The organism is Streptomyces sp. TP-A0874 (genome assembly GCF_001748085.1).
Classification (GTDB): Bacteria; Actinomycetota; Actinomycetes; order Streptomycetales; family Streptomycetaceae; genus Streptomyces.
Window position 1 is genome coordinate 1 of the sequence record NZ_BBZK01000013.1, and the last position, 14,130, is coordinate 14,130.

Below are 14,130 nucleotides of genomic sequence, written 5' to 3' on the forward strand. Positions count from 1 at the left end.
GCATGTGGGTGTGTGGTCCCGGGCCCAAGACCCTTTTTGCGTCCTGGAGCACCCGTGAGGGAGGCCGGCACCCCCTGTGCGGGTATGCCTCCGGATCCCGGTAAGGTCATGGGGTACCGTCGTCATTTTCCCCAGGAGGCTCTCGGGTGGAGGTCCAGGAGACACGCGTCCAGACGGACCGAGTACTCACCATCCCGAATATTCTCAGCATGGCCAGACTGCTGGGCGTGCCGCTCTTCCTCTGGCTGATCCTTCGGCCGGAGTTCGGCGGGCCTAACAGCGACGGCTGGGCGCTGCTCGTCCTGATGCTGAGTGGAATCAGTGACTACCTCGACGGGAAACTGGCGCGTCGATGGAACCAGATCAGCCAACTCGGCCGGTTGCTCGACCCCGCCGCCGACCGGCTGTACATACTCTCCACCCTGTTGGGCCTCACCTGGCGCGGCATCCTCCCGTGGTGGGTGACGGCGGTACTGCTCTCCCGGGACCTGATGATGCTGGTGATGGTCGGCATCCTGCGGAGGCACGGTTATCCCCCACCGCAGGTGAACTTCCTCGGTAAAGCAGCGACGTTCAACCTGATGTACGCGTTTCCACTACTGCTGTTGAGTGATGGGACCGGCTGGTTGTCGTCACTTGCTGCTGTTTTCGGATGGGCATTCGCCGGATGGGGTATGACGCTCTACTGGTGGGCAGGGATCCTTTACGTGGTTCAGGTCCGCCAGCTTGTCAGGCTGGATGCCACAGCCGACTGAGTTCGCCCCGCTGATGTGGCGCCCAGGTACTCCGGGTGTGCGAATCGAAGACGGACAGACACCCGGATGGGTCAAGTCGGCAAGACCGTCGTCTCTTCAAGGAGGACGCTTCCGACATGAAGGCCGTCGTGATGGCTGGTGGCGAAGGCACCCGTCTTCGCCCCATGACCTCGAGCATGCCCAAGCCGCTGCTGCCAGTGGCCAACAGGCCGATCATGGAGCACGTGCTGAGGCTGCTCAAACGGCACGGTCTCACCGAGACCGTCGTGACAGTGCAGTTCCTCGCCTCGCTGGTCAAGAACTACTTCGGCGACGGCGAGGAGCTCGGCATGGAACTCACCTATGCCAACGAGGAGAAGCCGCTCGGTACCGCCGGAAGTGTCAAGAACGCCGAGGAGGCGCTCAGGGACGACACCTTCCTCGTGATCTCCGGCGATGCCCTCACCGACTTCGATCTCACCGACCTCATCTCTTTCCACAAGGAGAAAGGCGGCCTCGTCACGGTCTGTCTGACGCGCGTCCCCAATCCGCTTGAATTCGGTATCACCATCGTGGACGACGAGGGCAAGGTCGAGCGCTTTCTGGAGAAGCCCACCTGGGGACAGGTCTTCTCGGACACCGTCAACACCGGTATCTACGTCATGGAGCCGGAGGTCTTCGACTACGTCGAGGCGGACGCCTCGGTCGACTGGTCCGGTGACGTCTTCCCGCAGTTGATGAAGGAAGGCAAGACGATCTACGGGTACGTCGCCGAGGGTTACTGGGAGGACGTCGGCACCCACGAGAGCTACAGCAAGGCCCAGGCGGACGTACTCGAAGGCAAGGTCGACGTCGAGATCGACGGATTCGAGATCTCACCGGGCGTATGGGTGGCCGAGGGCGCAGAGGTACACCCGGAGGCCACCCTCCGCGGACCGCTCTACATCGGCGACTACGCCAAGGTGGAGTCCGGGGTGGAGATCCGCGAACACTCCGTCATCGGATCGAACGTCGTGGTCAAGAGCGGTGCCTTCCTCCACCGTGCCGTCGTCCAGGACAACGTCTACATCGGGCCGCAGTGCAATCTGCGCGGCTGCGTCGTCGGCAAGAACACCGACATCATGCAGGCCGCCCGGATCGAGGACGGGGCCGTCATCGGTGACGAGTGTCTGATCGGCGAAGAGTCGATCGTGCAGGGCAACGTGCGTGTCTATCCCTTCAAGACCGTCGAGGCCGGGGCTTTCGTCAACACCTCGGTGATCTGGGAGTCCCGCGGACAGGCACAGCTCTTCGGGAGGCGCGGGGTCTCCGGCATCATCAATGTCGAGATCACCCCGGAGCTGGCCGTGCGGCTCGCCGGAGCCTACGCCACGACCTTGAAGAAGGGCTCCACGGTCACCACCGCGCGGGACCACTCGCGTGGCGCGCGGGCCCTCAAGAGAGCGGTGATCTCGGCGCTCCAGACGAGCGCCATCGACGTACGGGACCTGGAGAACGTCCCCCTGCCGGTGGCACGCCAGCAGACGGCGCGGGGGAGCGCCGGCGGCATCATGGTGCGTACCTCGCCCGGGAACCCGGAGTCGGTCGACATCATGTTCTTCGACGAGCGCGGAGCCGACCTCTCGCAGGCCCGCCAGCGCAAGCTCGACCGGATCTACGCACGGCAGGAGTACCGCAGGGCTTTCCCCGGGGAGATCGGCGACCTGCGCTTCCCCGCCAGCGTCTTCGACTCCTACACGGGGTCGCTCCTGCGTGCGATCGACACTTCGGGGGTGCCTGAGGCAGAGCTGAAGGTGGTGGTCGACGCTTCCAACGGCAGCGCTGGGCTGGTGCTGCCGAGCCTCCTCGGTCGGCTCGGGGTGGAAGCGCTCACCATCAACCCCGGGCTCGACGAGTCGCGTCCCACCGAGACGGCGGAGGCCCGCCGCGCGGGGCTGGTACGACTCGGTGAGATCGTCGCCTCCGCCCGGGCCGCCTTCGGAGTGCGGTTCGATCCGGTGGGGGAGCGTATCTCCCTGGTGGACGAGCGCGGCCGGATCGTCGAAGACGACCGGGCCCTGCTGGTGATGCTGGACCTCGTGGCCGCGGAGCGGCGGAGCGGCACCGTGGGGCTTCCGGTGACCACCACCCGGATCGCGGAGCAGGTCGCCGCCTACCACGGCACCCAGGTGGAGTGGACGGCCACCGCTCCGGACGCGCTCGCCCGCGTGAGCGGTGACGAAACAGCCGTCTTCGGGGGCGACGGCCGCGGGGGCTTCATCATCCCGGAGCTCAGCAGCGTCTTCGACGGGGCCGCCGCTTTCGTCCGGCTGCTCGGACTCGTCGCCCGCACGCAGCTCACGTTGAGTCAGATCGACGCCCGCATCCCGCGTGCCTACGTGCAGCACCGCGATGTGCCCACGCCCTGGGCGGTGAAGGGCCTGGTCATGCGCCATGTGGTGGAGGCCGCGGGAGACCGGGCGATCGACACCACGGACGGGGTGCGGGTCGTCGAGGACGACGGTCGCTGGGTGATGGTGCTCCCCGACCCCTCCGAGGCGGTGACCCACCTGTGGGCTGAGGGGCCGGACGACACCTCGTCCCAGACCCTGCTCGACGAGTGGGCGGCGGTGGTCGACAGCGCCGGCCGCTGAATCCGGTGCGCCGGGAGATACCGGCGGTAACTCCTTGGTGGCGCCGCGGGGCACCCGCCTCGCGGCGCCCGGGAGCGGGCCCCGTTCGGCGGCGGCGGCAGTGACGTGCGACGATGTGCGGCATGTCTCAGCGGTCCCCCGTTCGGAGCAGTGTGCGCCCGCGTGCCCGGGCCGACGCCTCCATGTCGCTGCTGACCAACGTCATGGAGCACAGCCTCGACGACGGCTACGCCGAGGCGGCCGCCCGCCGGAGCGCAGCCGGACTCCCCAGGACACTCGGGTCCAAGCTCGGACTCGCCGCCGGCCTGGTGCTCGCCGCGGTCGTGGTGACGATCGGCGCCGCGCAGGCCCGCGTCTCCGCCCCGGAGATCGCCAAGGAGCGCGAGGAGCTGATCGAGCGTGTCGAGGAGCGCGGCTCCGGCGTCGAGCAACTGGAAAGCAGGGTGGAGGCGCTGCGCCAGGAGGTGGACGCGGAACAGCGTCGGGCCCTCGAAGCCGGTGGAGGCAGCGAGAACGGAGAGCTCCTCAGAGTGCTCTCCGGGGCGGTGCCCGTAAAGGGGCCCGGAGTGAAGCTGGTGGTCGACGACGCCGACCAGGCGGACCAGGGCGGCGGTGGCCCCCGAGAGAGCAACGGCTTCTCCGACAGTGGCCGGGTCCACGACCGGGACCTGCAGTGGATCGTCAACGGCCTCTGGGAGTCCGGCGCGGAGGCCATCGCGGTCAACGGTCAGCGGTTGACCGCCCTCTCGGCGATCAGGGCTGCGGGAGACGCGGTGCTGGTCGACAACAAACCGCTGGTCCCGCCCTACACCGTCCTGGCCGTCGGGGGAGCGGAGCAGCTGCTCGACGCCTTCTGGAGCAGCGCCGACGGGCAGTACCTCAAGGTCCTCCAGAAGGAGTACGGGGTGCGGGCCGACCTCTCGGCCCAGCAGGAGGTCCGGCTGCCCGCGGCCCCGAGCCTGACCATCCGCCATGCGGCACCGAGGGACCCAGCCGACAACAAGAGCACCGCCGACACAGAGAAGGACACATCGTGATCGCCGTACTGGGCCTCGTCGTGGGAGTCGTGGTCGGATTCTTGGTCCAGCCCGAGGTGCCGGCGATGGTCGAACCATATTTGCCGATCGCCGTCGTGGCCGCGCTCGACGCGGTCTTCGGCGGCCTCCGGGCCATGTTGGACGGCATCTTCGACGACAAGGTGTTCGTGGTCTCGTTCCTGTCCAACGTCGTGGTGGCCGCCCTCATCGTCTTCCTCGGGGACAAGCTCGGCGTCGGCGCCCAGCTCTCCACCGGGGTGGTCGTGGTGCTCGGCATCCGTATCTTCTCCAACGTGGCCGCCATCCGGCGGCACGTGTTCCGGGCGTGAGGCCGATGAAGGACGACGAGAGGCAGACGCCTCCCACCTCCCAGAACGGCTCATCCGGTCGGGGCGAGCAGCGCGTGGCCGGAGGGGAACTGCCCCGGCCGCGGCAGGCGGAGCGCCGGGACGACGGCAACGGTCCGACGGGGGACACCGACAAGGTGCCCGCGCGCGCCGATTCACCGGGACGTGTGAAGAGCGAGCTGCCGGTCGACCGGTGCGACGACGCCTCGGCTGAGGGCGGGAGCCCGGCGCGGGCGGGCTCCGTGGCCGGGGACGCGGACGGCGCCTCCGGCCCGAGGCACTCCGGTGCCGAGCCGGGCCCGGCTCCTTCCCGTCCACAACTGCCCGAGAACGACCCCGGAGCGCCGACTGGGGCCGAGGAGGAGGACGCGCCGGCCAACGGACGGCAGCGGCTGCTCGCGGCCCTCTGGCCGCCACGGATCTCCCGCGCCCAGCTGGTCGTCGCTCTGCTGCTCTTCGTGCTGGGCCTGGGGCTGGCGATCCAGGTGAGCTCCACCAGCGACAACAGCCCCCTGCGGGGCGCCCGGCAGGAGGACCTCATCCGCATCTTCGACGAGCTCGACAACCGCACCCAGCGCCTGGAGGACGAGAAGAGCCGGCTGGAGCAGCAGCGGACGGAGTTGGAGAACAGTTCCGACCAGGCGGAGGAGGCCCGCAGGCAGACCCTCCAGAAGGAACGTCAACTCGGTGTGCTGGCCGGTACCGTCGGCGCGGAGGGGCCGGGCATCAACCTCACGGTGAGTGATCCTCAGCGGGCGGTGGAGGCGGATATGCTGCTCGATGCGATCCAGGAGCTGCGTGCCGCGGGCGCCGAGGCGATCCAGGTCAACGGCGTCCGGATCGTGGCCGACAGCTACTTCGCAGATACGGATGGCAAGGTGCTCATCGACGGGAAAAGGGTAGGTCAGCCATACCGGTTCAAGGTCATCGGCAAGCCGGAAGACCTCGAGCCGGCGCTGAATATTCCCGGTGGAGTGGTGCAGACTCTCAGGAGGGAACAAGCCGAGGTGTCCGTCACCCGGGCGGACAAGATCATCGTGGACGCCTTGCGACCGGCGGAACAGCCTGACTACGCTCGGTCGTCATCACGGTAAGAGAGAGTGCATGGGGGGCAACGCCGTCCGGGCATGAGATTGCGGGGGGTCGGAGCACTGTGAGCGCGGTGCGTGGTGGAAACTGTCGGCCGGCCACGGACGTTGTCCGTGTGTCAGGGTCGGTCGGTGAGAGCGTCGAGGGTTCCTGCCCCACGGGCGGGTCTGTTTCGGTCAAGGGGAATCGCCCGTGAAGTTGTTTGGGAAGTTGTTCGGTAAGAGCTCCCGTGGAGAGGCCGGAAGCGGCAGCGCCACCCGTGGCGAAGGGCGGTCCACCGGGGGAGACACCCCGGATGGGGAGCGTCCGCTGTTCCGCGACGAGGTCGGGGAAGGGCACGGCGGAGTGCCCGGGGGGCCCGCGGCGACCGGTTCCATAGGGTCAGGCGACCAAGTGGCCTCGAATGCGGGCGGCGGCTCCTTCGCTGATCCGCACGCGTCCCAGGCTGCCGCAGGGCAGCCGCGGCAGGAGGAAGTGCCCATGTCAGCGTCGCTACTGTGCACCCGGTGCCAGCACCGGAACGCCGAGGCCAGCCGGTTCTGCTCCAACTGCGGAGCGCCGCTGCGCGCCGGTTCCTCGTCCGAGCGCCCCTCGGAGACCACATCGACGATCTCCATCTCGGGGCTCGAGGCCTACGAGGCCGAGGTGACCGGCCAGCCGACCACCTCGCTGTCGCCGGAGACGCAGGCGGCCGTCGACGCACTGCCGCCCGGCTCGGCCCTGCTGGTCGTGCGGAGGGGGCCCAACTCCGGAAGCCGCTTCCTCCTGGACGGAGAGGTCACCACCGCCAGCCGTCACCCCGAGAGCGACATCTTCCTCGACGACGTCACGGTCTCCCGGCGCCACGTGGAGTTCCGCCGGCAGCCCGACGGCGGCTTCACCGTCGTGGACGTGGGCAGCCTCAACGGCACCTACGTCAACCGGGAGCGGATCGACTCGGCCGCGCTGTCCAACGGGGACGAGGTGCAGATCGGCAAGTACCGGCTCGTCTTCTACGCGAGCCAGCGGGGTCTCTGACGGCGGAAGGAGCCATGCGTCACGGACCGTCGGGCGGTGCCGGCACCGGCACCGCCTCCCGTGAGGGCGGACTACTCGGCATCGGAGCGGTTCTCCAACTGCTGTCCGAGGAGTTTCCCGAGGTCACCGTCTCCAAGATCCGGTATCTGGAAGCGGAGGGGCTGGTCGAGCCCCGAAGGACCGCCTCGGGGTACCGCAAGTTCACCCCCGGAGACGTGGAGCGACTGGCCCGGGTGCTCCGGCTGCAACGCGATCACTACCTGCCCCTGAAGGTGATCCGGGAACACCTCGCGGCCCTGGACGCCGGCGAAACGGTGCGGTTGCCGGCGCCGACCCGGGCGGAGGGGCGGGTGCCGACTCCTGATCCGGTGGAGGAGAGCCCCAGGGGGCACCGGATCGGGCGGGCGGAGTTGCTCGCCGAGGTGGATGCCGAGGCCGACGAACTCGAGGAGTGGGAGTCCTACGGGCTCATCTCCCCGGTGGCGGAGGGCCGCTATGACGCCGAGGCCGTCGCGGTGGCCAAGCTCCTGGCCGAGCTGCGCCGCTTCGGTCTGGAGCCGCGGCACCTCCGTGCGGTGAAGGCCGCCGCGGAGCGGGAGGCGGGGCTCGTCGAACAGGTGGTGGCGCCACTGCGGCGGCACCGGAACCCCCAGACGCGCGAACACGCGGAGTCGACGGCGCGCGAACTGGCGACCCTCTCCATACGGCTGCATGCGGCCCTCGTCCGGTCGGCTCTGCGGGGCCGGTTGCAGTGACCGGGGGGTGCCCGACTACCCAAACCCGGCGAGCACGTCCTAGGGTTGCTGTGTGAACGAGCTCGACGTCGTGGGTGTCCGGGTGGAAATGCCCTCCAACCAACCGATCGTGCTCCTGCGAGAAGTAGGGGGCGACCGCTACCTCCCCATCTGGATCGGGCCGGGAGAGGCTACGGCCATCGCCTTCGCCCAGCAGGGCATGACCCCGGCCCGGCCGCTGACGCACGACCTTTTCAAGGACGTGCTCGAAGCGGTCGGCCAGGAGCTGACACAGGTCCGCATCACAGACCTCCGCGAGGGTGTCTTCTACGCGGAGCTGATCTTCGCCAGCGGTGTGGAGGTCAGTGCCCGTCCGTCCGACGCCATAGCGCTGGCGCTGCGCACCGGTACGCCCATCTACGGCAGTGAGGGCGTGCTGGACGATGCGGGGATCGCGATTCCCGACGAGCAGGAGGACGAGGTGGAGAAGTTCCGCGAGTTCCTCGACCAGATCTCGCCGGAGGACTTCGGCACCAGCAACCAGTAGAGCAGGCCTCTGCTGCGCGCTGGGCCTCGAGCGGGTGCCCTGATGCCCGGTGCAAGGGCACGCTAAACCACTCGTAGGGTGATTATCACTCGGCGTGCCCAGTGTGGCGATCGTTGACGCACCGCGGGTGACTGCCTACCTTCAAGGAGGCAGTTCGAGGACGGAGGTCGGCGTGAGAAGCACCGGCGACGGTACAGCGGCGGGGACTCCCGTTCCACTCCACGGGGGAGTCGCCGCGCCCAAGCCCAGGCGCGCCGCCCCGGAGCGGGAGGTCAACCCTCCCGAGCGGTCAGCGGAGCAGATCGGCTACCGGGGGCCAACGGCCTGCGCGGCCGCGGGAATCACCTACCGGCAACTGGACTACTGGGCTCGGACCGGGCTCGTCGAGCCCAGCGTGCGGCCCGCGTACGGCTCGGGAAGCCAGCGGCTCTACAGCTTCCGGGACGTGGTCGTCCTCAAGGTCGTCAAACGTCTCCTCGACACCGGGGTGGCGTTGCAGAACATCCGCACGGCGGTGCGTCACCTGCGCTCCCGGGAGCTCGCGGACCTCGCTCAGGTGACCTTGATGAGCGACGGGGCCACCGTGCACGAGTGCACCTCGCCCGACGAGGTGGTGAGCCTCCTCCAGGGCGGCCAGGGGGTCTTCGGGATCGCCGTGGGCGTCGTGTGGCGGGATGTCGAGACCGCTCTGGCGCAGTTGCACGGGGAGCGGGTCGACACCGGGGAGACGCTCGTCGGTCAGCACCCCGGGGACGAACTCGCCCGCCGACGCAACCGGGCCGGCTGACCCCGGGCTCTTCCCCGCCGCCGGCACGCCCTGGGGGCGGCTGTCAGTGCCCTGGTGCACCATCGGTGGTTGTGAGATCCGCGCCGACCATCCTCCACCTGGACATGGACGCGTTCTTCGCCGCCGTGGAGCAGGCCGTCAAACCCAGTCTGCGCGGCAAGCCCGTGGTGGTCGGAGGGCTCGGCCCGCGCGGGGTGGTGGCCACAGCCTCCTACGAGGCCCGGAAGTACGGCGTCCGCTCGGCGATGGTCATGGCCCAGGCGCGGCGGCTGTGCCCGCACGCCGCCTATCTCGCCCCCCGCTTCGCGGTCTACCGCCAGGTCAGTGAGGCCGTCATGGCTCTCCTCGGGGAGTTGTCACCCCTGGTCGAACCCCTCAGCCTCGACGAGGCCTTCGTCGACCTGGAAGCCGGTGGGGTGCAGCCTCGGGAGAGCGCTGTGCGGGCCGTTGGAGCGCGGCTGCGCGCCGATATCCGTGCTGTGACCACGCTCACCGGCTCCGTGGGCCTGGCCGGCTCCAAGATGCTCGCCAAGCTCGCCTCCGAGCAGGCCAAACCGGATGGCCTGAGGGTGATACCGCCCGGAAGCGAGCGGGAGGTCCTCGCACCGCTCTCCGTGCGCGCGCTACCCGGCGTCGGACCGGCCACGGCCGAACAACTGCGAAGATCCGGCATCGGCACGGTGGCGGAGATGGCCGAGGCCGGTGAGGCGGAGTTGGTGCGGATGCTGGGCAGGGCTCATGGAGGCTCGCTGTACGCGCTGGCCAGCGGCCGGGACGAGCGCCCCGTAGTCGCCGAGCGGGACGCGAAGTCCGTGTCGGTCGAGTCGACCTTCGACGTCGATCTGCATGACCGGGGCATGGTCCGGGCCGAGGTCGTGCGGCTGGCCGGCCGCTGTGTCGACCGGCTCCGCGCGGCCGGGCGCTCGGGGCGTACGGTCGTCCTCAAGGTCAGACGGTTCGACTTCTCCACCCTGACCCGCTCCGAGACCCTCCGGGGACCCACCGACCATCCGGCCGTGATCCGGGAGGCGGCCGGGCGGCTACTCGAAGGGGTGGACACCACCGGCGGGGTGCGGCTGCTGGGCGTCGGGGTCACCGGGCTGAGCGACTTCACCCAGGAGGACCTCTTCGCCCAGCTGACCGCCGAGGAGTCGCCGGGCGAGGAGCCGGCGGCCCCGGTCACCGCGCGGCCCGCGGGCACGACCGGGGACGGCGCGGGGGAGGCCACGGAACGGGAGGGCGGCCTGCCGGTCGGCAGCCCGGTGGCACACCGCTGGCTCCCCGGACAGGATGTACACCATGCGGAGCTGGGCCCCGGCTGGGTGCAGGGCAGCGGGGTCGGCAGGGTCACCGTCCGCTTCGAAGGGCCGGAATCGGGGCCGGGCCGGGTACGCACCTTCCCCCTCGACGACCCGGCGCTGGAGCCCGCCGAGCCCGTTTCACCGCTCCTCGCCCGAAGGGGTCAGCCGCCGGCTCCCGGGGTCTGACCGAAATCCTGGTCTCCCGCTCCCTCACCCTCCGGGGCGCCGACCTCCAACCCGTAGTGCCGGTAGAGCTGGATCTCCTGTTCGGGGCTCAGGTGGCGGCCGACACCGAAGTCCGGCGCCTCCTTGACCAGCGACCGCCGGTAGGGCACGCGCAGCGCGTCCTCGACGAACTCGCTCGGCTCCAGCGGTACGAAGGCGTCGCGACCGAAGAGGCCGGTCCGTACCGAGGCCCACTCGGGCATGCCTGTGGCGTCGTCCAGGTACACCTCGTCCACGATGCCGATCTTGGCGCCCTCGCTGTCGTAGGCCTTGCGGCCGATCAGGATGCGCGGGTCGATGCTGGTGTGCACGGTCCCTCCAACCGTTGGCCCGAAAGCTCCCCCTTCTACAAAAGGCCACATCGGGAGGTGCGGCCACTTGGGGGAACGCGAACCCCTTCCCGGCCGGAGCCTCGCTGCTAGGCTGGTCAGCGGCTGTTGACCCTGTGCGGGAGAGCTCTTCGTCGACGGGCGGAGGGCGCCGAAGGAGCAAATCCTCCCCGGAATCTCTCAGGCACACGTACCGCGCGGGTGAGGTCACTCTGGAAAGCAGGGCGGGTGACGGGGGAAGACCTCCCGGCCGCTGCCCTCACCGACGGTGAAAGCCGGAGCGCGCCCAGGGGCGGTCCGGTGAAGCTCTCAGGTCGATGACAGAGGGGGAGGCCGATCGGGTACCCGTGCCGTGGTGCTCGCAGGCCGTACCGACCAGGAGGCCCCCTGATGACCACCGACCGCCTCTCCCTCACCGAGCTCGAGCGAGCAGTGCCGTTCGAGCACCGCCATATCGGCGCTGACAGCGGCGCGCAGGCCAAGATGCTCGCCCAGGTCGGCTATGGCTCGCTCGACGAACTCACCACCGCCGCCGTCCCGGAAGTGATCAGGAGCACCGAGGCACTCCGGCTTCCCGAGGCCCGCGGGGAGCGCGAGGTCCTGGCGGAGCTCCGCGAGCTGGCGGACCGCAACCAGCTCCTCACGCCGATGATCGGGCTCGGCTACTACGGCACCTTCACCCCGCCGGTGATCCTGCGGAACGTCATGGAGAACCCCGCCTGGTACACCGCGTACACCCCCTACCAGCCGGAGATCTCCCAGGGCCGGCTGGAAGCCCTGCTGAACTTCCAGACGGTCGTCTCCGACCTCACCGGGCTGCCCACGGCAGGCTCCTCGCTGCTGGACGAGGCCACCGCGGCCGCGGAGGCGATGGCTCTCTCCCGCCGGGTGGGCAAGGTCAAGGACGGCGTCTTCCTCATCGACTCGGACTGCCTGCCGCAGACCGTCGCCGTCATCCGCACCCGCGCCGAACCCACCGGGGTCGAGGTGGCGGTCGCCGACCTGAGCGAGGGCATCCCGGCCGAGTACGCCGAGCGCGGTGTCTTCGGCATGCTCCTGCAGTATCCCGGGGCCTCCGGCCGGATCAGCGACCCGAGGAGCGTCATCGAGCAGGCGCACGGACTCGGCGCGGTCGTCACGGTCGCCACCGACCTGCTCGCCCTGACGCTGCTCACCCCGCCCGGCGAGCTCGGTGCCGACATCGCGGTCGGCAGCAGTCAGCGGTTCGGTGTGCCGATGGGGTTCGGCGGGCCGCACGCGGGCTTCATGGCCGTCCGCGAGAAGTTCGCCCGCAACCTCCCCGGACGCCTGGTCGGAGTGTCGGTCGACGCCGACGGGGACACCGCCTACCGGCTCGCGCTCCAGACCAGGGAGCAGCACATCCGCCGTGAGCGGGCCACCAGCAACATCTGCACCGCTCAGGTGCTCCTCGCCGTGATGGCCGGTATGTACGCCGTGTACCACGGCCCCTCCGGGCTCGCCGGGATAGCCCGGCGCACCCACCGCTACGCGGCACTGCTCGCCGAGGGCCTGCGACGGGGCGGGGTCGAGATCGAGCACGACGGGTACTTCGACACCCTCACGGCCAGGGTCCCCGGCCGGGCCGGCGAGGTCGTCGCCGCGGCCAGGGCGGCCGGTGTCAACCTGCGCGCAGTCGACGACGACCGCGTCGGGATCGCCTGCGACGAGACCACCGGGCGTGAGCAGCTGGCCGCGGTGTGGACCGCCTTCGGGGTGCGTGCGGAGGTCGAAGAGCTGGACCCGACGACGGCCGACGCGCTTCCGGAGACGCTGCTCCGCTCCTCCGACTACCTCACCCACCCGGTCTTCCACGAGCACCGCTCGGAGACCGCGATGCTGCGCTACCTGCGCCGGCTCGCCGACCGGGACTACGCGTTGGACCGGGGCATGATCCCGCTGGGGTCCTGCACCATGAAGCTCAACGCCACCGCGGAGATGGAGCCGGTCACCTGGCCCGGATTCGGCGACCTGCACCCCTTCGCACCGCTGGACCAGGCCGACGGTTACCGCGTCCTGATCACGGAGCTCGAGGAGCGCCTGGCCACGGTCACCGGCTACGACAAGGTGTCCATCCAGCCCAACGCCGGCTCTCAGGGGGAACTGGCCGGGCTGCTCGCGGTTCGGGCCTACCACCGCGCCAACGGCGACGCGCAGCGCACCGTCTGCCTCATTCCGTCCTCCGCGCACGGCACCAACGCCGCCAGCGCCGTGATGGCCGGGATGCGGGTCGTCGTGGTGAAGACGGCCGAGAACGGCGAGGTGGACGCCGAGGACCTGCGGGCCAAGATCGAGAAGCACGGCTCGGAACTCGCCGTGCTGATGGTCACCTATCCGTCCACCCACGGGGTGTTCGAGGAGCACATCGACGAGATCTGCGCGGCCGTGCACGACGCGGGCGGACAGGTGTACGTCGACGGGGCCAACCTGAACGCCATGGTGGGGCTGGCCGAGCCGGGCCGCTTCGGCGGTGACGTCTCGCACCTGAACCTGCACAAGACCTTCTGCATCCCGCACGGGGGCGGTGGACCGGGGGTCGGTCCGGTCGCGGTGCGCGAGCACCTCGCTCCCTACCTTCCCAACCACCCGCTCCAGCCGGCCGCAGGCCCGGAGACGGGGGTGGGGCCGATCTCCGCCGCGCCGTGGGGTTCGGCGGGCATCCTGCCGATCTCCTGGGCCTACCTCCGGCTCATGGGGGCGGACGGTCTCCGCCGGGCCAGCCAGGTGGCGGTGCTGGGTGCCAACTACATCGCCAAGCGGCTGGAACCGCACTACCCGGTGCTCTACACGGGGCCGCGCGGACTGGTCGCGCACGAGTGCATCATCGACCTGAGGCCGCTCACCAAAGCGACCGGGGTGACCGTGGACGACGTCGCCAAACGGTTGATCGACTACGGCTTCCACGCGCCGACGATGTCGTTCCCGGTCGCCGGCACGCTGATGATCGAGCCCACCGAGAGCGAGGACCTGGCGGAGCTGGACCGCTTCTGCCAGGCGATGATCGCGATCCGGGCGGAGATCGAGCGGGTCGCCTCCGGCGAGTGGGCGGCGGAGGACAACCCGCTGCGCAACGCCCCGCACACCGCGGCGATGCTGGCCGGTGACTGGGAGCACCCCTACAGCCGGGAGACGGCGGTCTTCCCCGAGGGGGTCAGGGCCTCGGACAAGTACTGGCCTCCGGTGCGGAGGATCGACGGAGCCTTCGGCGACCGCAACCTGGTCTGCTCCTGCCCCGCCGTCGAGGAGTACGACGGCTGACCTGCTGAGTCCCGGCGGGGCCGGTCCGCTGCCCTCGAAGCGGGCGAACCGGCCCCGGGGAGCCGGGTCTGTCC

The 14,130-nt window shown here is 69.9% G+C and carries 12 protein-coding genes and 2 riboswitches; of the genes, 11 read left to right on the forward strand and 1 reads right to left on the reverse strand.

The window, feature by feature from the left end; all coding sequences use genetic code 11:
• The first annotated feature begins 146 nt into the window (after positions 1 to 146).
• The 10 genes from BGP73_RS19940 to BGP73_RS19985 all read left to right on the forward strand — a co-directional run bounded on the left by BGP73_RS19940 (position 147) and on the right by BGP73_RS19985 (position 10,412).
• Positions 147 to 755, forward strand: coding sequence for a CDP-alcohol phosphatidyltransferase family protein (locus BGP73_RS19940; protein WP_069816914.1), 609 nt, complete (start codon positions 147 to 149; stop codon positions 753 to 755).
• Between the two features lie 116 nt (positions 756 to 871).
• The gene (locus BGP73_RS19945) at positions 872 to 3,367 is read left to right on the forward strand and encodes a mannose-1-phosphate guanyltransferase (RefSeq protein ID WP_069816916.1); all 2,496 of its coding nucleotides are present in this window, start codon (positions 872 to 874) and stop codon (positions 3,365 to 3,367) included.
• 122 nt (positions 3,368 to 3,489) lie between these two features.
• The gene (locus tag BGP73_RS19950; RefSeq protein WP_069816918.1) at positions 3,490 to 4,404 is read left to right on the forward strand and encodes a DUF881 domain-containing protein; all 915 of its coding nucleotides are present in this window, start codon (positions 3,490 to 3,492) and stop codon (positions 4,402 to 4,404) included.
• Entirely contained in the window at positions 4,401 to 4,733 is a 333-nt protein-coding gene (locus BGP73_RS19955; RefSeq protein ID WP_069816920.1) for a small basic family protein, read from the forward strand. The genes BGP73_RS19950 and BGP73_RS19955 overlap by 4 nt, the downstream gene beginning before the upstream one ends.
• A gap of 338 nt (positions 4,734 to 5,071) precedes the next feature.
• Positions 5,072 to 5,845: a DUF881 domain-containing protein gene (locus BGP73_RS19960; RefSeq protein WP_244501291.1), complete on the forward strand. Its 774-nt coding sequence runs from the start codon at positions 5,072 to 5,074 to the stop codon at positions 5,843 to 5,845.
• Positions 5,846 to 5,990: 145 nt separating this feature from the next.
• Positions 5,991 to 6,857 (forward strand): FHA domain-containing protein, encoded by an 867-nt coding sequence (locus tag BGP73_RS23700; RefSeq protein WP_079127711.1) that lies wholly within the window; start codon positions 5,991 to 5,993, stop codon positions 6,855 to 6,857.
• Between the two features lie 14 nt (positions 6,858 to 6,871).
• The gene (gene ftsR, locus BGP73_RS19970; RefSeq protein ID WP_069816924.1) at positions 6,872 to 7,612 is read left to right on the forward strand and encodes a transcriptional regulator FtsR; all 741 of its coding nucleotides are present in this window, start codon (positions 6,872 to 6,874) and stop codon (positions 7,610 to 7,612) included.
• Positions 7,613 to 7,664: 52 nt separating this feature from the next.
• Positions 7,665 to 8,138 carry a bifunctional nuclease family protein gene (locus BGP73_RS19975; protein ID WP_069816926.1) on the forward strand — a complete coding sequence of 158 codons (474 nt, stop codon included), beginning with the start codon at positions 7,665 to 7,667 and terminating at the stop codon, positions 8,136 to 8,138.
• A gap of 172 nt (positions 8,139 to 8,310) precedes the next feature.
• Complete coding sequence (locus tag BGP73_RS19980; protein ID WP_069816928.1) at positions 8,311 to 8,925, forward strand: MerR family transcriptional regulator; 615 nt, start codon at positions 8,311 to 8,313, stop codon at positions 8,923 to 8,925.
• A 71-nt stretch (positions 8,926 to 8,996) separates the two neighbouring features.
• Positions 8,997 to 10,412 carry a DNA polymerase IV gene (locus BGP73_RS19985; RefSeq protein ID WP_069816930.1) on the forward strand — a complete coding sequence of 472 codons (1,416 nt, stop codon included), beginning with the start codon at positions 8,997 to 8,999 and terminating at the stop codon, positions 10,410 to 10,412.
• Here the strand turns inward: BGP73_RS19985 and BGP73_RS19990 are convergent.
• A complete protein-coding gene (locus tag BGP73_RS19990) occupies positions 10,388 to 10,762 on the reverse strand; it encodes a PRC-barrel domain-containing protein (RefSeq protein ID WP_069816932.1) in 375 nt (124 codons plus the stop codon). The two genes, BGP73_RS19985 and BGP73_RS19990, sit on opposite strands and share 25 nt — an antisense overlap.
• 127 nt (positions 10,763 to 10,889) lie before the next feature.
• Positions 10,890 to 10,986: riboswitch (glycine riboswitch) on the forward strand.
• Position 10,987: 1 nt separating this feature from the next.
• A riboswitch (glycine riboswitch) is annotated at positions 10,988 to 11,111 on the forward strand.
• Between the two features lie 59 nt (positions 11,112 to 11,170).
• On the opposite strand from BGP73_RS19990, the gene gcvP reads away from it, so the two are divergent.
• Positions 11,171 to 14,056 carry an aminomethyl-transferring glycine dehydrogenase gene (gcvP, locus tag BGP73_RS19995; RefSeq protein WP_069816934.1) on the forward strand — a complete coding sequence of 962 codons (2,886 nt, stop codon included), beginning with the start codon at positions 11,171 to 11,173 and terminating at the stop codon, positions 14,054 to 14,056.
• The last annotated feature ends 74 nt before the right edge of the window (positions 14,057 to 14,130 follow it).